Here is an 18,369-nt window from a genome sequence, read left to right as displayed (position 1 = left end):
GGGATCAGAGTTCAGGATCGAGGATATCGAGGCGGACGGTGAGGGTGCTCCGCGGATTCTTCCCGCGGCCGCGGCGGCTGGCGACCGCTTCGGCGACGACGGCGGCGCGCAGCGCGGTCACCACCCGTGTTCCGGCGCCGTACTCGAATCGTACGAGCGCGCGCACGCGGGCAGGGATGTCGTCGGACTCGACGGGCACGGGGCCCAGCACGGCATCCGAGGGCAGCGCGAGCTCTCCGAGCGCGATGAGCGCGCGCGAGACGGCGGCCGCCGACCCCTCGACGAGAGCAACCCGCGTCGTGGGCGGCATGTGCAGGGGTGCGCGGCTCTCGAGCTCGGAGCGGGCGTAACCGCTCTGGTTCCAGGTCGCCAGCGCGCGCGCGGCCTGGCCGTTCACGCCGACGAGGTGGATGGGTGCGCCGTGAGCCGCGAGAGCCGCAGCATTCGACCACCAGCGCAGACACGACTCGCCGATACGAAGGTCCGGCGATTGCAGCATCCGCGGGCCGTCGAGCAGGACGACCGCTCGATACCCGCCGTCGGCTGCGGGTTCGGCACCGCGCGTCGCCACGACCAGCGCGGGCTTGGCATCGACCCGCTCGACGGGGTGCGCACCGTCCGCCACGATCACTCGGACTCCCGGGAATGCGCGACCGAGTTCATCGGCCGTGCGTTCACTGCCCGAGGACGCGAGGCGCAGCTTCGTCGACGAGCACGTCGGGCAGGTCCAGGCGCGTGCGCTCCGACCGCACCAGCCGCACACCGGCACCGCGCCCCGATGGCGTGCGCCGAGGGGACCGCCGCAGTGCGCACAGCGCGCGGGTGCCCGACACTCGGCGCACACCAGGGAAGGAGCGAACCCGGGGCGCGACACCTGGACGAGCACGGGGCCCTCCGCCGTCGCCTCACGGGCGGCGAGGAAGGCCGACGAGGGCATGCGCTGCGCGGTGGGCTGCTCCATCTCCTGCGGCGTGCTCAGGATGACGCGGGGAAGGACGCGACGTGTCGCTCGGATGTCGCGGAGCCACCCGAGGGCGACGAGACGTTCGACGTCGGTCGTGCGGGTGTGCCCGGCGAGGAGGAGAGCGGACCCCTCTTCGCCCTGGCGGAGGAGGGCCGCATCGCGCGCGTTGACGTACGGGGCCAGCGGCTCGCCGAGCAGCGGGTCGCCGTCGTCCCAGATCACGACGAGTCCCGCCCGCACGGGCGCATAGACGGCGGAGCGGTTGCCGACCACGATGCAGGGCGCGTCCTCGAGCGAGCGGAGGAATGCGCGGTAACGATCCGGGTTCGTCTGGCGCGAGTCGTAGCGCACCACCTGCTCAGCCGGGACGAGGTCGGCGAGGGCGGCGAGCACCCGATCGAGATCACGGTGATCGGGAACGACCAGGATCGATGATCTCCCGGCGGCGAGAGTGCGCACGGCGGCGCCGGCGAGAAGCACGGCCCATGCCGGTCGGCCGTCGTCGAGACCCGGAATGGCCTCGACCGCCGCACGTCCTCCGTCGCGCAGGGTCTCCCCCAGTCCGTCGTACAGGGAGACGACGGCCTCCGCTGCGGCGACGACCTCGGCGGACGGCTCGAACGGCGAGGAGTCGGCGGTCCAGGCCTTCTCGACGCGCACCTGCCGCTTCGGGATGACGAGGCGGAGGATGTCGGATGCCGAACCCGCGGCGCGATCGGCGACCGCTCGGGCGAGCCGGTGCAATCGCTCCGGCAGCACCTGGACCGGAGAGACGACGGTGTCGACCTCGGACAGCGGCCGGTCGCCGTCGTCCTCGGTGCCGACCTCGACGACGTAGCCGTCGATCACCCGCCCCGCCGTGCGCAGCGGCACTTTCACGCGCACACCGGGCGCGACGTCGCCGAGCTCGGCGGGAACCGCGTAGTCGAAGAGACGGTCGAGCTGCGGCAGCGGTGAGTCGAGCAGCACGCGCGCGATGCGCCGGCTCTCGGCGCTCATGGGAGGTGGCGTTCCGTCACAGGCCGGCGGCGCGGCGCAGCTCGTCGACCCGATCCGTGCGCTCCCACGTGAAGTCGGGCAGCTCTCGGCCGAAGTGACCGTAGGCAGCGGTCTGCGCGTAGATCGGGCGCAGCAGGTCGAGCTGTTCGATGATCGCCTGCGGTCGCAGATCGAAGACCTCGTTGATGGCCCGGGTGATGATCTCGTCGGAGACCTTGCCGGTGCCGAAGGTCTCGACGTAGAGGCCCACGGGGCGCGCGACGCCGATCGCGTAGGCGACCTGCACCTCGAGCCGGTCCGCCAGTCCGGCCGCGACCGCGTTCTTCGCGACCCAGCGGGTCGCGTACGCGCCCGAGCGATCGACCTTGGACGGGTCCTTGCCGCTGAACGCTCCCCCGCCGTGGCGCGCAGCCCCGCCGTAGGTGTCGATGATGATCTTGCGTCCGGTCAGGCCGGCGTCGCCCTTGGGGCCACCCGTGACGAACGGGCCCGCAGGGTTGATGTAATACGTGACGTCATCGAGGTCGAGGCCCGTGGTCGCGAGCACCGGCGCGATCACGCGCTCGCGCACGAGGGACTTGAGCTCGTCCTGAGAGATGTCGGGGTGGTGCTGGGTCGACACGACGACCGCGTCGACGGTCTTCGGGGTGAAGCCGTCGTAGCCGAGCGTGACCTGCGTCTTGCCGTCGGGGCGGAGGAAGGGGAGCTCGCCGCTGCGGCGGACCTCGGTGAGGCGTTCGGCGATGCGATGCGCCGTCCACGCCGCCATGGGCATGAGCTGCGGCGTCTCGTTCGTCGCGAACCCGAACATGATGCCCTGATCGCCGGCTCCGAGGCCGTCGAGCGGGTCGACGGAGGAGCCGTCGCGGTGCTCCTGCGCGTTGTCGACGCCGTGCGCGATGTCGGTGGACTGCTCACCCACCGAGACGCTGACGCCGCAGGAGTCGCCGTCGAAGCCGGTCTCGCTGGAGGTGTAGCCGATGCCGTTGACCACCTGGCGGACGATCGTCGGGATGTCGACGTACGCCTCGGTACGGATCTCGCCGGCCACGTGCACGAGGCCGGTGGTGACGAGGGTCTCGACCGCGACGCGGGAGTCCTGGTCCTTCGAGAGCAGACCGTCGAGGATGCTGTCCGAGATCTGGTCGCAGATCTTGTCCGGGTGCCCTTCGGTGACGGACTCGGACGTGAACAGACGCAGGGCGCTCATCGGGGACTCCAGAACGGGATCGGAAGGGGAAGGGCTGATGAACCCATTCTGGCCCGCGCCACCGACAGAGCGGGTGCGCGGGCCGCGAATATCACTCTGCGTGACGCAGGCGGAGCTTGTCCTCGTTGATCTCGTGCAGCGCGATCGTGAGCGGCTTGTCCTCGACCGAGGAGTCGACGAGCGGGCCGACGTTGTCGAAGAGGTTGCCCTCGTGCAGATCGGAGTAGTAGTCGTTGATCTGACGTGCGCGCTTCGACGCGTAGATCACAAGCTCGTACTTCGAGTCGACGCGGTCGAGCAGGTTGTCGATGGGGGGATCGATGATGCCCTTGGTGTGGTGTCCGGCCATGATGAGACCTCCTGATCAGGCGACGGGATCGTCGCGAAGACGGTGCGATGGGCGCGCGAGAGCACTCAGCGCGCAGAGCTTGAAGACAATTCTACGACCTCGTCGGCCGCAGCGGCGACCGTCTCGTTCACGATGAGGTGGTCGAACTCGTTCTGCGCGGCCAGTTCGACCTTCGCGGTGCGCAGTCGGCGCGCCCGTTCCTCGGGGCCCTCGGTGCCTCGTCCGACCAGCCGCTGCACCAGTTCGTCCCAGCTCGGCGGCAGCAGGAAGATGAGCGTGGCCGACGGTTCGGCGGCCCGCACCTGGCGCGCGCCCTGCAGATCGATCTCGAGCAGCACCGTCCTGCCCTCGGCCAGTGCGGCGTCGATCGGCGCCCGCGGCGTGCCGTAGCGGGAGCGGTTGTGCACGACGGCGTACTCCAGGAGCTCGCCCTCGGCGATGAGCCGATCGAACTCGGCGTCGTCGACGAAGTAGTAGTGCACCCCGTCGACCTCGCCCGGTCGCGGAGCCCTCGTCGTGGCCGAGACCGAGAGGTGGATCTCGGGGTGGTTCTCGCGGATGTGCGCCGCCACGGTGCCCTTGCCGACAGCCGTCGGGCCCGCGAGGACGAGCAGTCGGCTGCGTGCCCCGCGCGGCTCCGGAACCGGGAAGCGGCCGTCGAGCCACTCCGCGAGCGCGGCGCGCTGACGCACGCCCAGTCCGCCGAGGCGCTTCACCGAGGAGATCCGCAACTCCTCGAGGACGCGATCGCGCTTGCCCGCCCCGATCGCCGGGAGCGCCAGCAGGAAGTCGGTGATCCGCAACGAACCCTCGACCGAGTCGGCATCCTCCGTCGCGCGTCGCAGCACCGCCTGCGGCGTCACCACGCGCGTGGTCAGATCGCGCTTGAGCGATGCACGTGCACGCCGGCGTTCGACCGCCTTGCGCGCCGCCGCGGCGCGGTCGACCTCGGGAACCACCCGGACATCAGACATTCAGGGACTCCTCGTACTCTGCGACGCGCGCGGTCACGGCATCGGCCAATCCGTTCGGCCCGGCGGCGAGAACGCTCCGGCTCTCGCTCGCGATCACGCAGGGCGCCATGGTGCCGAAACGCGGGCGCAGATCCTGCGGGGTCGCGCCCTGCGCTCCGAACCCCGGGGCGAGGATGGGCGCGGGTGGGGCGAACGCCGCGATCGCGGCATCCGTCCAGTCCACGGTCGCACCGATCACGAAGCCCGCGCTCCCCCACTCGCCGTCGGAGACGGCGGAGGCGTTGCGCGTGGACACCTCGTCGATCACCTGCGCGGAAACGGTCGAGCCGCCGGAACCCGTCGACGCCTGCAGCGACCGCGCCTCGGGGTTGCTGGTCGCCGCCAGGACGAAAAGACCCTTCCCGTGCGTGTGCGCCAGAGCGAGAGCGCCGTCGAGCGCCCCCACACCGAGATACGGGTTCACCGTCAGCGCGTCGGCTTCGAGCGGCGAGCCCGGGGTCAGCCAGGCGGCCGCGTACGCATCCATGGTGCTGCCGATGTCGCCGCGCTTCGCATCGGCGATCACCAGCAGGCCTGCTCGCCGTGCAGCGGCCAGCACGTCCTCGAGGGCCGCGAAGCCCGACGAACCGAAACGCTCGAAGAACGAGACCTGCGGCTTCACGAATGCGACGCGCTCGGCGACGGCATCCACCGTGCGAAGACCGAACTCCCGCACGCCTCGGGCGTCGTCGGCCAGACCCCACGACGCCAGCAGCGCCGCGTGCGGATCGATACCGACGCAGAGCGGGCCGCGCGCGAGGATCCCCGCGCGCGCCCGCTCACCGAAACCTGCACTCACACCGTGGCCTGACGGTCGAGCGCATACTCCTGAAGGCTCTTCACCTGGAAGCCCTCGTCGGCCGCGTCCATACCGCTCACGGCAGCGCCGAGCACGGCCATGGTCGTGAACAGCGCCTTGTCGGCGGCGACGGCCGCCGCGCGGATCTCGTAGCCGTCGGCACGCGCCGTGCCACCCGAGGGGGTGTTCACGACGATGTCGATCGCTCCGTCGTTGATCAGGTCGACGATGTTCTGCGCGCCCGACTCCTGGGTCTCGCTGAACTTCTCCACGACCTGCACCGCGATGCCGTTGCGGGAGAGGATCTCCGCCGTACCCTCGGTCGCGACGATCGTGAAACCGAGCTGCTGCAGCCTGTGCGCGGGCAGGATGACCGCCCGCTTGTCGGAGTCGGCGACCGAGATGAACACGGTGCCCGAGGTGGGCATGCCTCCGTATGCCGCCGCCTGGCTCTTGGCGAAGGCCGTCGGGAAGTCCTTGTCGATGCCCATGACCTCACCGGTCGAGCGCATCTCCGGTCCGAGCACGGAGTCGACGATCTTGCCGTCCTTGGTGCGGAAGCGCTTGAACGGGAGCACGGCTTCCTTCACCGCGACGGGCGAGCCGAGCGGCACCCGCGAACCGTCGTTCTCGGGCAGCATTCCCTCGGACTTCAGCTCGGCGATCGTGGAGCCGGCCATGACGCGACTGGCCGCCTTCGCGAGCGGGATCCCCAGCGCCTTCGAGACGAACGGGACAGTCCGGCTGGCGCGCGGGTTGGCCTCGATCACGTAGAGCACGCCGGCGCTGATCGCGAACTGCACGTTCAGCAGGCCGCGGACTCCGACGCCCTGGGCGATCGCGAGCGTCGCCGTGCGCACCCGATCGATGTCGCTGCGTCCGAGCGAGATGGGCGGAAGGGTGCAGCTCGAGTCGCCGGAGTGGATGCCGGCCTCCTCGAGGTGCTCCATCACGCCGCCGATGTAGAGCTCGGTGCCGTCGAACAGCGCGTCGACGTCGATCTCGATCGCGTCGTCGAGGAAGCGGTCGACGAGAAGGGGCTTGCCCTCCTCGATGACGACCTCGCCGGCGGTGCGCACGAAGTAGTCGCGCAGGCTCTCGGTGTCGTAGACGATCTCCATGCCGCGACCGCCGAGCACGAAGCTCGGGCGCACGAGCACCGGGTAGCCGATGTCCTCGGCGACCGCCACGGCGCCGTCGACGTCGATCGCGGTACCGTGGCGCGGGGCCACGAGCCCGGCGGCGTCGAGGATGCCGCTGAACAGCGCCCGCTCCTCCGCGAGGTCGATCGCGGCAGGACTCGTGCCGAGGATCGTGTACCCCGCCGCCTCGATGCCCTTCGCGAGCCCCAGCGGGGTCTGGCCGCCGAGCTGGCAGACGACACCCAGGATGGTGCCGCTGGCGGCCTCGGCGTCGAGGACCTCGAGGACGTCTTCGAGCGTCAGGGGCTCGAAGTACAGACGGTCCGAGGTGTCGTAGTCGGTCGACACGGTCTCCGGGTTGCAGTTGACCATGACGGTCTCGTACCCGGCATCCGACAGCGCGAACGACGCGTGCACGCACGAGTAGTCGAACTCGACGCCCTGTCCGATGCGGTTCGGTCCCGAGCCGATGATGACGACCTTGGTGCGTTCGGAGGGCTCGACCTCGGTCTCGAAGTCGTAGCTCGAGTAGTGGTACGGCGTGAGGGCGGGGAACTCGCCGGCGCAGGTGTCGACGGTCTTGTAGACCGGGCGGATGCCGAGGCCGCGGCGCACGCCACGGATCTCGTCCTCGCTCTCGCCGCGGATCTCGGCCAGCTGCGCGTCGGAGAAGCCGTGCTCCTTCGCGTAGCGCAGGGTGGCGGCGTCGAGCTCGGGAGCGGTGCGCACGATCTCGGCGACCTCGTTGATGAGGACGATCTGGTCCAGGAACCAGGGGTCGATCGCGGTCGCGTCGAAGGCCTGCTCGATCGTCGCGCCCTTGCGCAGCGCCTGCTGCAGCACCACGATGCGACCGTCCGTCGGCGTCTTCGAGATCTCGAGGAGCTCTTCGACGGAGCGCTCCTCCGGACCCCAGTGGAAGCTCGAGCCGCGCTTCTCGAGCGAACGCAGCGCCTTCTGCAGGGCCGTGGCGTAGTTGCGACCGATGGCCATCGCCTCGCCGACCGACTTCATGGTGGTCGTGAGGGTGACGTCGGCGGCCGGGAACTTCTCGAACGCGAAGCGGGGCACCTTCACCACGACGTAATCGAGCGTGGGCTCGAAGCTCGCCGGCGTCACGCCGGTGATGTCGTTCGGGATCTCGTCGAGGCGGTAGCCGAGGGCGAGCTTCGCCGCGAGCTTCGCGATCGGGAATCCGGTCGCCTTCGAGGCCAGCGCGCTCGAACGCGAGACGCGGGGGTTCATCTCGATCACGATGATGCGCCCGTTCTCGGGGTTCACCGCGAACTGGATGTTGCAGCCACCGGTGTCGACGCCGACGGCGCGGATGATGTCGATGCCGATGTCGCGCAGCTTCTGGTACTCGCGGTCGGTGAGCGTGAGCGCCGGAGCGACGGTGATCGAGTCGCCGGTGTGCACGCCGACCGGGTCGACGTTCTCGATCGAGCAGACGACGACCGTGTTGTCGGACGTGTCGCGCATGAGCTCGAGCTCGTACTCCTTCCAGCCGAGGATCGACTCCTCGAGGAGCACCTCGTTGGTGGGCGAGTCGTGCAGACCCGCGCCGGCGATGCGCCGCAGGTCCTCCTCGTCGTAGGCGAATCCGGAGCCGAGGCCGCCCATGGTGAAGCTCGGGCGCACCACGAGCGGGTACCCGAGCTCGTCGGCGGCCGCCAGCACCTCGTCCATGGTGTGCGCGATGCGCGAGTCGGCGACGTCGGCGCCGGCGTCGAGCACGAGCTGCTTGAAGATCTGGCGGTCCTCGCCCTTGTTGATCGCCTCGAAGTTCGCGCCGATCAGCTCGACGTCGTACTTCTCGAGGATGCCGTGGTTGTGGAGCTGGATCGCCGCGTTGAGCGCGGTCTGGCCGCCGAGGGTCGGAAGGATCGCGTCGGGGCGCTCCTTCGCGATGATGGTCTCGATGACCTCCCAGGTGATCGGCTCGACGTACGTGGCATCGGCGAAGTCCGGGTCGGTCATGATCGTCGCGGGGTTCGAGTTCACGAGGATGACGCGCACGCCCTCCTCGCGGAGCACGCGGCACGCCTGGGTGCCGGAGTAGTCGAACTCGCAGGCCTGGCCGATGACGATCGGGCCGGAGCCGATGACGAGGACGGAGTTGATGTCGTCGCGCTTGGGCATTACTTGGCGTCCTTCTGGCTGGCGATGACCAGGTCGCGGAACCGGTCGAAGAGGTAGTTGGCGTCGTGCGGTCCTGCCGCGGCCTCCGGGTGGTACTGCACCGAGAAGGCGGGGATGTCGAGAGCGCGGAGGCCCTCGACCACGTTGTCGTTGAGGCCGACGTGGCTGACCTCGACCTTGCCGTAGCCGTTCGGGCTGTCGAACGCGCCGTCGAGCGGAGCGTCGACCGCGAACCCGTGGTTGTGCGCGGTGATCTCGACGCGCCCGGTGGACTTGTCGAGCACGGGCTGGTTGATGCCGCGGTGCCCGAACGGCAGCTTGTAGGTGCCGAGGCCGAGCGCGCGCCCCAGCAGCTGGTTGCCGAAGCAGATGCCGAAGAACGGCAGGCCGTCGTCGAGCACGGCGCGCAGGAGCTCGACGTGGTCGCCGGATGCCGCGGGATCACCCGGGCCGTTCGAGTAGAAGACGGCGACGGGGTCGATCGCGCGGATGTCGTCGATGGTCGACGTCTGCGGCATCACGTGCACCTCGAAACCGCGGGAGGCGAGGTTGTCGATCGTGGCCTGCTTGACCCCGAGGTCGAGGACGGCGAGGTTGCCGACCCGCTCCCCCAGCGCCGTCGTGATCGTGACGGCGTCGACCGAGACCTCGGCCGACAGGTTCTGACCCGCCATCTGCGGCGCTTCGCGCACGATGCGCACCTGCTCCTCGGCGTCGAGCGCGGCATCCGCTCCCGAGAAGATGCCGCCGCGCATGGAGCCGGCGGAACGGATGTGGCGCGTGATGGCGCGGGTGTCGATACCGCTGATGCCCACGATCCCGTCCCGCACGAGGACGTCGTCGAGCGAAGCGTTCGCGCGCCAGTTCGAGACGACGCGCGAGGGGTCGCGCACGATGTAGCCGGCGACCCAGATGCGGCGGGACTCGGGGTCCTCGTCGTTCATCCCCGTGTTGCCGATGTGGGGTGCGGTCTGCAGCACGATCTGGCCGGCGTACGACGGGTCGGTGATCGTCTCCTGGTAACCGGACATTCCGGTCGAGAAGACGACCTCGCCGAGGGTGGTGCCGCGCGCGCCGTAGGCGCGGCCGGTGTAACGGGTGCCGTCCTCGAGGACGAGCACGGCGGATTCGGGAAGAGCGGTCATTCTGTGGCTCCTGTGTCGTGAGCGGCGGGGATGAGCCGTCGCAGGTCGGAGATGAGGTTCTGGGGATCGCCGGTGGCGAGTCGCAGGTAGGAGTCGACGACGGTGTGGTCGTCGGCCCGCCAGTCGATCCGCACGAGTCCGCCCGGCTCGACCACGCGGTCGATGGTGACGGTCGCGCGGCCGATGTCGACCAAGCGGGAGGAGGCGAGGAACACGGTCGGTGCCCCGTCGAGGCAGAGCGCCACGCCGCGGTCCGTGATCGCGAGCTCACCGCGTGCGCGGTAGGCCAGCGGCGAGATCGCGAGGCGCTCGAGGGGCTGGTCGTGCTTGGTCGTCGAGACGTAGAGCACTTCGTGACGCGACGCGACCTCGGCGTGCTCGGGCACTCCCAGCGGAGCGACGATCGCCGAATCGCGTCGCTGCCGTCGTCGCCACGAGAGCAGCATCGTCAGCAGGACGAGGAGGGCGACGACGATGGTGATCGCGATCGCGATGTCCCGTGCGCTCATGCGTTCAGGCCCTCGACCAGCGAGCCGGCGTCGACCGTCAGCCGTCCGCCGTGCACCGTGTACTCCACCCGACCGGGCAGGGCCCGACCGAGGTAGGGAGAGTTGGTGCTGCGCCCGTGCAGGTCCCCCTCGCTGAAGACGCCCTCGACCGAGGCGTCGTAGAGCGCGAGCTGCGCGGGCTGCCCGGCGAGGAGCGGTGTGCCGTGACCGGTGAGACGACCGATCCTGGCGGGGGTCGCGCTCATCACCCGAGCGACGTCCTCCCAGCCGAGCAGTCCGGTCTGCACCATCGACTGGTGCACGACGCGCAGGGCGCTCTCGAGCCCCACCATGCCGTTCGCGGCGGCCTGCCACTCGCACGCCTTCGCCTCGCTCGGGTGCGGCGCGTGATCGGTGGCCACGATGTCGATCGTGCCGTCGGCGAGGCCCTCGCGCACGGCGAGCACGTCCTCCTCGCGGCGCAGCGGCGGGTTGACCTTGTAACGGGCGTCGTATCCTCGCACGAGCTCGTCGGTGAGGAGCAGGTGGTGAGGGGTGACCTCGGCGGTCACCGCGATCCCGCGCTTCTTGGCCCAGCGGATGATATCCACCGACCCGGCCGTCGACAGATGGCAGACGTGCAGGCGCGACCCGACGTGCTCGGCGAGCAGCACGTCGCGCGCGATGATCGACTCCTCCGCGACCGCGGGCCAACCCGTGAGCCCGAGCTCCGCCGAGACGGTGCCCTCGTTCATCTGGGCGCCCTCGGTGAGGCGCGGATCCTGTGCGTGCTGGGCGATGACGCCGTCGAAGGACTTCACGTACTCGAGCGCGCGCCGCATGATGAGCGGATCGAAGACGCAGAAGCCGTCGTCGCTGAAGACGCGTACCCGGGCGCGCGAGGAGGCCATCGCGCCGAGCTCGGCCAGCCGCTCGCCCTTCTGCCCGACGGTGACCGCGCCGATCGGCTGCACGGTGGCGTAGCCGGCGGCCTCGCCCAGGGCGAGCTCCTGCTCGACGACACCGGCGGTGTCCGCGACCGGCGAGGTGTTCGGCATCGCGAAGACGGCCGTGAACCCGCCGGATGCCGCGGCCCGCGTGCCGGTGAGGATGGTCTCGGATGCCTCGTAGCCGGGCTCCCGCAGGTGGGTGTGGAGGTCGACCAGGCCCGGCAGTGCGACCAGGCCCTCGGCGTCGATGACTCGAGCGCCGGCGCGGCTGAGACCGCTGCCGATCTCGGCGATCAGGCCGTCCTCGATGATGATGTCGGCACTGACCGTGCCGAGCAGCTTCGCACCGGTGATGACGAGGGTCTCGCTCACAGGTCTCCCCCTCGTTCGTCGTCTCGTTCCCCTGCCAGCAGCAGGTACAGCACCGCCATGCGCACGGATACTCCGTTGGTGACCTGCTCCAGCACCGTGGAGCGGGGCGAATCGGCCGCTTCGGAGGAGATCTCCAGTCCGCGGTTCATCGGTCCAGGGTGCATCACAATGCTACCGTCCGGAAGACCGGCCACACGCCGTGCGTCGAGTCCCCAGCGCCGTGAATACTCCCGCTCAGTGGGGAAATACGCGGCATTCATCCGTTCGAGCTGGATCCGCAGCATCATGACCGCGTCCGGTTCGCCGGCCAGCGCCTCGTCGAGGTCGTAGACCACGCGGATCGGCCACAGCGATACGTTCTGCGGCACGAGCGTCGGCGGCGCGACGACGGTGACGTCGGCGCCGAGGGTCGTGAGGAGCCAGACGTTCGAGCGCGCGACCCGGGAGTGCAGCACGTCGCCGACGATCACGACGCGCACGCCGGAGAGGTCGCGACCGCGGCTGTCGGCACCGAACCGCCGCTTGCGGATCGTGAACGCGTCGAGCAGCGCCTGAGTGGGGTGCTCGTGCGTTCCATCGCCGGCGTTGACGACACCGGCGGAGATCCATCCGCTCGTCGCCAGCGTCTGCGGGGCACCGGAGCCGGGGTGGCGGATGACGACCGCGTCGGCGCCGATCGCCTCGAGGGTCTGGGCCGTGTCCTTGAGGCTCTCGCCCTTCGACACGCTGGAGCCCTTGGCGGCGAAGTTGATGACATCGGCCGAGAGACGCTTGGCCGCGGCTTCGAACGAGATGCGCGTCCGCGTCGAGTCCTCGAAGAAGAGGTTCACGACGGTCTTGCCCCGCAGGGTCGGGAGCTTCTTGACCTCGCGGGACTGCGTGTCGGACATGTCCTCGGCGACATCGAGGATGCGCAGGGCGGTGGCGCGATCGAGGGTGCGGGTATCCAGGAGGTGCCTCATTCGCCGATCGTCACCTCCTCGGCCCCGTCGTTCTCGACGAGACGCACGTTGACGCGCTCGGTGCGCGCGGAGGGGATGTTCTTGCCGACGAAATCGGGACGGATCGGCAGCTCGCGGTGGCCGCGGTCGACCAGGATCGCCAGTCGCACGACGGACGGGCGGCCGATCGACTGGATCGCGTCGAGCGCGGCACGGATGCTCCGACCGGAGAAGAGCACGTCGTCGACGAGCACGACCGTGCGCCCCTCGATACCGCCGGCGGGGATGTCGGTCGGACGCGGAGAACGCGTCGGATGCTTCGCCAGATCGTCGCGGAAGAGCGTGACATCGAGGGCGCCCACCGGAACGGGACGCTGAGCGATGTCGCTGATCAGAGCGCCGAGGCGATGGGCGAGCGTCACTCCGCGGGTCGGGATGCCCAGCAGGACGAGGTCATCGGCCCCTCGATTCGATTCGAGGATCTCGTGCGCGATACGGGTCAGAGCCCGCGAGATATCGGCTTCGTGCAAGACGGTGCGTGCACTCATCAGCCGCTCCCTTCTCCGCCTCACAGGACGGTGTTAAAGGTTGCTTTCCTCACCAGTCTAGCGGGGTGTCAGCGCCATCCGAGCACGTCGCGGGCCCTCGCGTCCGAAGCGGGGCATTCATCCTCGGGCACGGAGCGGAGGCGCTCGTGTGAAAGCATCGCCGACTCGGCACCGGCCGCAGAGGTGATCGCCGCGAGCGCGGCTGCGATGGGAGCCGCCGCCGTCTCGACGATCGCGGGAGCACTCTCCGGCGCGGCGTGCGGATAGACGACGAGCTCGGCTATCCCGCTCGACACGCGCCGTGCCGTCGCGATGATGACGACCTGCGGCGTGCCGGACCGAGAGGATTCCTCCCGGCGTCCGGCCAGGAAGCTCGCCAGGCGACTCCGCCGGTGCGCCGCCGCCCCTCGTCCGCTCGCTTCGAAGGCGACCGCGATCCATCCCGCCTCGTCGGCGGTATCGGCGAACGCGGACTCTCGTACGGCGAAACCCTGCTCGGCGAAGAAGTCCGTTGCGATGCGCAGGAGTCGATCGGTCGTCGAACGCACCACCCACCGCGCGCCCTCGAGGGCCGGGAGCGTCACGCGGTCAGCTCGCCTCGGCGAGCACGTCGCCGGCCGGCTCCTCGAGCTTCGAGGAGCGGATCGGGTGACCGCTCGTCGACAGGCAGCGACCGGTCTTCAGGTCCCACTTCCAGTCGTGCATGCTGCACGTGAGGATGCCGTCGCCGTCGACCGTTCCGGTGCGGGTGAGGTCGGCGCGCAGGTGCGGGCACCGACGCTGCACGAGCCAGTCGCCGATCTCGGCGTCCTCGGTCTGGTCGGTCTGCTCCTGGTACCAGTTCTCGACGTACTCGATGCGGTCGACCGACAGGCACTTGAGGAACGTCGTCAGGAACTCGTTGAACTTGCCGCTGCGCCCGACCTGGAACTGCATCGACAGGAAGATCGAGTTCGACCAGTCGATCTCGTGATCACGGATGTTCGTCGAGACGAGGTCGGCGGGGATCGTGTACCAGTAGACGCACTCCTCCCCCGCGTACTCGCGCACCTTGGCGCGCGGGAAGTCGACCACCATGTCGAGGTCGCCGATCCGGAACCGCACGTTGCCGCCGACGCCGAGACGGATCGTGCGGGACTTCTTCAGCAGCGGCTCCCACCAGTCCTTGATCGCCGCGAGGATCTCCTCCGCGGGCAGCGCCTCGGCGCGCGAGGCCTCTTCGTCGCGGATCTCCTGCTGACGGCTGGCCCGCTGCTCCTCGAGGTAGTCCCACTTCTCGTCGAAGATGTGCGAGATCTCGGCATCCGTGTACAGCGTCTGCTCTGTCGTGACGTCACCCGAGGCGACCGTGACGACCGTGCCGGGGATGAAGAGCTGACCGTCGTACTGCGGCGCCAGCTCCTTCATGTGCGCGAGGAACTGCTTCTGGTCGGTGAAGATCGATTCGCCGCTGCGCCCCGTGCCGTTGAAGTCGAAGAGCTCGTCGCGCAGGAACATGGGCGGTCCCGCCATCGGGAACACGTGCGGCGCATCGACCTTCTCGATGTAGTACATCGCGCGCTTGTTCTGCGCCTCGCGCTTGAGCTGGGCGAAGTTCTGTTTCGCATCCATCGGGAGGTCGTAGACCATCGGCCACCAGATCGCGCCCGAGACCTGGGTGAAATACGCGTCGGGCTTGCCGAAGTGCAGCAGGCTGTCGAGGTCGAGCGGGTGCGAATCGTTCTGGTTCAGCACCGACCCGGTGCCGTCGTCGACGCTGAGCGAGGAGTCGCCGATCGGGCCGTCGCTGGGGGCGCGCAGCGGGGTGATCATGATCTTGAGGTCGCCGCGCTCGATGATCTCGCCCGCGGGCGCGTACGTGATGTTGGTGTAACCGAGGGCGCGGATGTCCTGCTCGAGGTCATCGATCGGGTACTCGGGCAGCAGCACCTCGATGTCCTTGCGGATGTACCGCTCGAGCAGCTTCGGGTCGAAGTGGTCGCGGTGACGGTGCGAGATGTAGAGGAAGTCCGCTTCCCTCCCGAAGCGCTCCCAGTCGAGCGCGCGGTTGTCGGGGAAGGGGAACCAGGAGCCGAAGAAGGACGGTCCGAGCACGGGGTCGCAGATGATGTTCCCGCCGACCGTCTCGATGAACATCCCGGCGTGGCCGAGTCCCGTGATCCGCATTGCGCTCCTCCTGGTGCATCCCGGACGCCCCTGTTCGGGCGCCCTCCTGGACGGCACCGATTCTACCCGCGCCCCGCTGTGCGTCCGCGGCGACCGGGCCGTGGATAACCCGGTGCCGGAGACTCAGTCGTCGAAGAGTCCGCGGATGTCGTCCGCGGTGAGCGCCTGGGCGAAGAGGGCCTCGTCGTCCATCACGGCCGAGAAGAGCCGTGCCTTGCGTCGCTGCAGGTCGAGCACCTTCTCCTCGATCGTGCCCACCGAGATCATGCGATAGACGAAGACCTGCGAGGACTGTCCGATGCGGTGCGTGCGGTCGACGGCCTGCGCCTCGGCCGCCGGGTTCCACCACGGGTCCAGCAGGAAGACGTAGTCGGCCTCGGTGAGCGTCAGGCCGAACCCACCCGCTTTGAGGCTGATGAGGAAGACCGGCTGCGTGCCGTCCCGGAAGCCGTCGACGATCTCCTGTCGGCGCAGGGACGCTCCGTCGAGATGCGCATACGGGATGCCGGCGGCGGTGAGCCGTTCGGCTGCGAGGTCGAGGAACGACGTGAACTGGCTGAAGACGAGGGCGCGGTGGCCCTCCTCCTGCAGTTCGGCCACCCTCTCCAGGAGAACGTCGAGCTTGCGCGACCCGATCCGGCGATCGTTCGCATCGATGAGGGCCGGCGACAGGCTCAGCATCCGCAGCAGCGTCAGCGAACGGAACACGATGAACCGGTTGCGATCGAGATCGGGCAGCAGACCGAGCACCTTCTGACGCTCGCGCTGCAGCACGGCCTGGTACAGCGCGCGATGCGAGGCGCTGAGCTCGACTTCGAGGATCTGCTCCTGCTTCGAGGGGAGGTCGGGGGCCACGTGCTCCTTGGTGCGCCGCAGCACCAGGGGGCGGATCCGTCGCCGCAGCTGCGCGAGACGACGCTGACGGTAGGGGCCGCCCTCCTCGTTCTCGGGGACCTTGCCCAGCTCGATCGGCTGGAGGTAGCGCTCACGGAACTTTCGGGCGGAGGGGAAGAGACCGGGTGCGGTGAGCTGGAGCAGCGCCCAGAGCTCGGTGAGGCTGTTCTCGAGGGGGGTTCCGGTCACGGCGATCGTCACGTCCGAGCGGAAGCCCGCGATCGCGCGGTGCAATTTGGTCGCGGGATTCTTGACGAACTGGGCCTCATCGAGCACGATCCCCGCCCACTCGACCGCGGCGAAGGCATCCGCGTCGAGACGGGCGACCGCGTAGGTGGTGACGACCACGTCGGCGCCGAACGGCTCGGCCAGACCGGACGAGCGCGTCGCGCCGCGCACCTGCACCGTCAGCCCGGGGGCGAACCTGGCCGCCTCGGAATGCCACGTTCCGGCGACCGACGTCGGCGCGATCACGAGGAACGGCCGGCGCTCCCCCGTCTCGCGGGCATGCGCGATCAGCGTGAGGATCTGGAGTGTCTTCCCCAGGCCCATGTCGTCGGCGAGGATCCCGCCCAACCGGTGCTGCCAGAGGAAGGCGAGCCAGTCGAATCCCTCCTTCTGATACGGACGCAGCTCGGCGGTGATCCCCTGCGGCATCGGTGCGGACGGCACACCCGTGGCAGCGCGCAGCCCTTCGGCCGTGGCCCGCCAGGTGACGGCGGGGAGAGCCTGATCGGCGAGATCCTCGAACTCCTCCCAGAGGTCGGTCTGATGACGGCTGATGCGGGGCCCGGTCTCCCACTCGTCGAGGTCGGCGGCCTCCTCGAGCAGTTCGCGCAAGCGATCCAGCGCAGGATGCTGCAGCGAGAAGTAGCTCCCGTCGACGAGGAGAAGTTTCCTACGCCCCTTCGTCAGAGCGGTGAAGAGCGGTTCGAACGGAATCAGTCGGCCGTCGATGCGCACGAGCACGCCGAGGTCGAACCAGTCGGGGTCGGCGGATTCGACCGTCGAGACCGTCACCTCCGGTTCGCCGGTGAGCTCGTGATACGTCTTGCGTCGACCGGACACCCCGACGAGCACCCCCTCGACCTCGAGACGGGGGACGAGATGCGTGACGAACTCGGCGGCTTCGACGTCGTGGAACGCACCCGTCGATGTGAAGCGCTCCCCTGTCGCCCGCTGCCAGACCGCGAGGATCGGTTCGAGGATTGCCGTCTCGGCCGCCCGATCGCGCACGCCGTGGGTGGACTCGTCGAGAGGCACGCGACCGAAGCCCCGGTACTCCCATTCGAACGCGAAGGCGATCGTGTCGCCGCGACGGAACGTGAGCTGGAGCACCGGTGTCGGCAGGGGCAACGGAGGAAGATCGACCCGCGCACTGCCGCGCACCTCGATGCGCCGCGCCAGCAGCGGATACGCCTCGCGCAGGAACGCCTCTTCTTCGGCATGCGGCACGACCAGGGGGCCGGGAGCGGCGACCAGCGCGTGCACCGAGTCGCTGAGCGGTATCTCGGCCAGGACCACCCGCACCCGGTGCCCGCGGGAGGTCACGACGTAGACGCCGCTGCGTCCGATCGGGCGGATGTCTGCGTCGCCGATGGTCTCGCCGTCGAACTCGACCACGGCCGACACCTCGAGGTCGCCCTCGTCGTTCCTGGCGATGTCCGCGCGCACACCCGCACGGTCGGCCAGCACGACCTCGACATCCTTCTGCGTCGGGACGAGCGGGATGCCGAGTGCCGCGCCCGCGCGGAGGTGGGACCACAGCAGACGGGATTCGAGGTGGTCGACCAGCAACCAGTCACCCGCGGTGCCCGAGAGCAGTGAATCGCGCGCGATGCTCAGGAGGTCCGCGAACCAGCGCGAACGCTCACGCCCGTACCGCGCCGACGACCGCCGAACGGCGTCCCACGTGGCGCCGCCCTGCACCCACGCACCGCTGGCGGCGCTGCGCTCCAGAGGACGGATGCCGAGGAGTATCTCCCCCGTGCGCCGGGCGACGTCGCGAGGTGTCGCCGCACGGAGCGGTCGGGCCGCCCAGGGGTTGCCCCCGCGCGACTCGCGGTAGCGGAGCTCGACACCGAGGGCGAGCGGAGCGAGGTCGTCGTCAGCGTCGTCGCGCGAACCGAGCAGCGCGCGCCATCCGTCGTCCGGACGCGACGGGTCGCGTCGCGCGGGATCGATCGGGAGCGCCATGGACCTCATCCTCCCCCGCACCTCCGACACGCGGCGGAGGTGCGATCAGAG

The 18,369-nt window shown here is 69.6% G+C and carries 14 protein-coding genes; all 14 read right to left on the bottom strand.

All coding sequences use genetic code 11. The features are described from left to right. Positions 1–4: 4 nt before the first annotated feature. The 14 genes from ACI2JZ_RS02270 to ACI2JZ_RS02205 all read right to left on the bottom strand — a co-directional run bounded on the left by ACI2JZ_RS02270 (position 5) and on the right by ACI2JZ_RS02205 (position 18,318). Positions 5–1,963 (bottom strand): primosomal protein N', encoded by a 1,959-nt coding sequence (locus tag ACI2JZ_RS02270; protein WP_404596385.1) that lies wholly within the window; start codon positions 1,961–1,963, stop codon positions 5–7. Between the two features lie 16 nt (positions 1,964–1,979). Further along, on the bottom strand, positions 1,980–3,173 hold the full coding sequence (gene metK, locus ACI2JZ_RS02265) for a methionine adenosyltransferase (protein ID WP_247622456.1): 1,194 nt from the start codon (positions 3,171–3,173) through the stop codon (positions 1,980–1,982). A gap of 91 nt (positions 3,174–3,264) precedes the next feature. Then, the gene (gene rpoZ, locus ACI2JZ_RS02260; protein WP_247622455.1) at positions 3,265–3,522 is read right to left on the bottom strand and encodes a DNA-directed RNA polymerase subunit omega; all 258 of its coding nucleotides are present in this window, start codon (positions 3,520–3,522) and stop codon (positions 3,265–3,267) included. A gap of 65 nt (positions 3,523–3,587) precedes the next feature. Continuing rightward, positions 3,588–4,496 (bottom strand): guanylate kinase, encoded by a 909-nt coding sequence (gene gmk / locus ACI2JZ_RS02255; RefSeq protein ID WP_404596384.1) that lies wholly within the window; start codon positions 4,494–4,496, stop codon positions 3,588–3,590. Beyond that, positions 4,489–5,334, bottom strand: coding sequence for an orotidine-5'-phosphate decarboxylase (gene pyrF / locus ACI2JZ_RS02250; protein ID WP_404596383.1), 846 nt, complete (start codon positions 5,332–5,334; stop codon positions 4,489–4,491). Before pyrF ends, gmk begins: the two co-directional genes overlap by 8 nt. Next, positions 5,331–8,618, bottom strand: a complete 3,288-nt coding sequence (gene carB, locus ACI2JZ_RS02245) for a carbamoyl-phosphate synthase large subunit (protein WP_404596382.1) — start codon at positions 8,616–8,618, stop codon at positions 5,331–5,333. The genes pyrF and carB overlap by 4 nt, the downstream gene beginning before the upstream one ends. Then, entirely contained in the window at positions 8,618–9,763 is a 1,146-nt protein-coding gene (carA, locus tag ACI2JZ_RS02240; RefSeq protein ID WP_404596381.1) for a glutamine-hydrolyzing carbamoyl-phosphate synthase small subunit, read from the bottom strand. Before carA ends, carB begins: the two co-directional genes overlap by 1 nt. Beyond that, positions 9,760–10,272, bottom strand: a complete 513-nt coding sequence (locus ACI2JZ_RS02235) for a hypothetical protein (protein WP_404596380.1) — start codon at positions 10,270–10,272, stop codon at positions 9,760–9,762. The genes carA and ACI2JZ_RS02235 overlap by 4 nt, the downstream gene beginning before the upstream one ends. Further along, on the bottom strand, positions 10,269–11,573 hold the full coding sequence (locus ACI2JZ_RS02230; RefSeq protein WP_404596379.1) for a dihydroorotase: 1,305 nt from the start codon (positions 11,571–11,573) through the stop codon (positions 10,269–10,271). Before ACI2JZ_RS02230 ends, ACI2JZ_RS02235 begins: the two co-directional genes overlap by 4 nt. Then, the gene (locus tag ACI2JZ_RS02225) at positions 11,570–12,535 is read right to left on the bottom strand and encodes an aspartate carbamoyltransferase catalytic subunit (RefSeq protein ID WP_247622448.1); all 966 of its coding nucleotides are present in this window, start codon (positions 12,533–12,535) and stop codon (positions 11,570–11,572) included. Before ACI2JZ_RS02225 ends, ACI2JZ_RS02230 begins: the two co-directional genes overlap by 4 nt. Further along, positions 12,532–13,062: a bifunctional pyr operon transcriptional regulator/uracil phosphoribosyltransferase PyrR gene (gene pyrR, locus ACI2JZ_RS02220; RefSeq protein ID WP_404596378.1), complete on the bottom strand. Its 531-nt coding sequence runs from the start codon at positions 13,060–13,062 to the stop codon at positions 12,532–12,534. The genes ACI2JZ_RS02225 and pyrR overlap by 4 nt, the downstream gene beginning before the upstream one ends. Before the next feature lie 68 nt (positions 13,063–13,130). Then, the gene (locus tag ACI2JZ_RS02215) at positions 13,131–13,646 is read right to left on the bottom strand and encodes a hypothetical protein (RefSeq protein ID WP_404596377.1); all 516 of its coding nucleotides are present in this window, start codon (positions 13,644–13,646) and stop codon (positions 13,131–13,133) included. A gap of 4 nt (positions 13,647–13,650) precedes the next feature. Continuing rightward, positions 13,651–15,228: a Rieske 2Fe-2S domain-containing protein gene (locus ACI2JZ_RS02210; protein ID WP_404596376.1), complete on the bottom strand. Its 1,578-nt coding sequence runs from the start codon at positions 15,226–15,228 to the stop codon at positions 13,651–13,653. A gap of 123 nt (positions 15,229–15,351) precedes the next feature. Further along, the gene (locus tag ACI2JZ_RS02205) at positions 15,352–18,318 is read right to left on the bottom strand and encodes a DEAD/DEAH box helicase (protein ID WP_404596374.1); all 2,967 of its coding nucleotides are present in this window, start codon (positions 18,316–18,318) and stop codon (positions 15,352–15,354) included. Positions 18,319–18,369 lie beyond the last annotated feature (51 nt).

The sequence above is a fragment of the Microbacterium sp. NPDC087868 genome, from assembly GCF_044900755.1.
In the GTDB taxonomy this organism is placed as follows: Bacteria; Actinomycetota; Actinomycetes; order Actinomycetales; family Microbacteriaceae; genus Microbacterium; species Microbacterium galbinum.
This window is presented reverse-complemented; position numbering and strand designations above follow the sequence as displayed.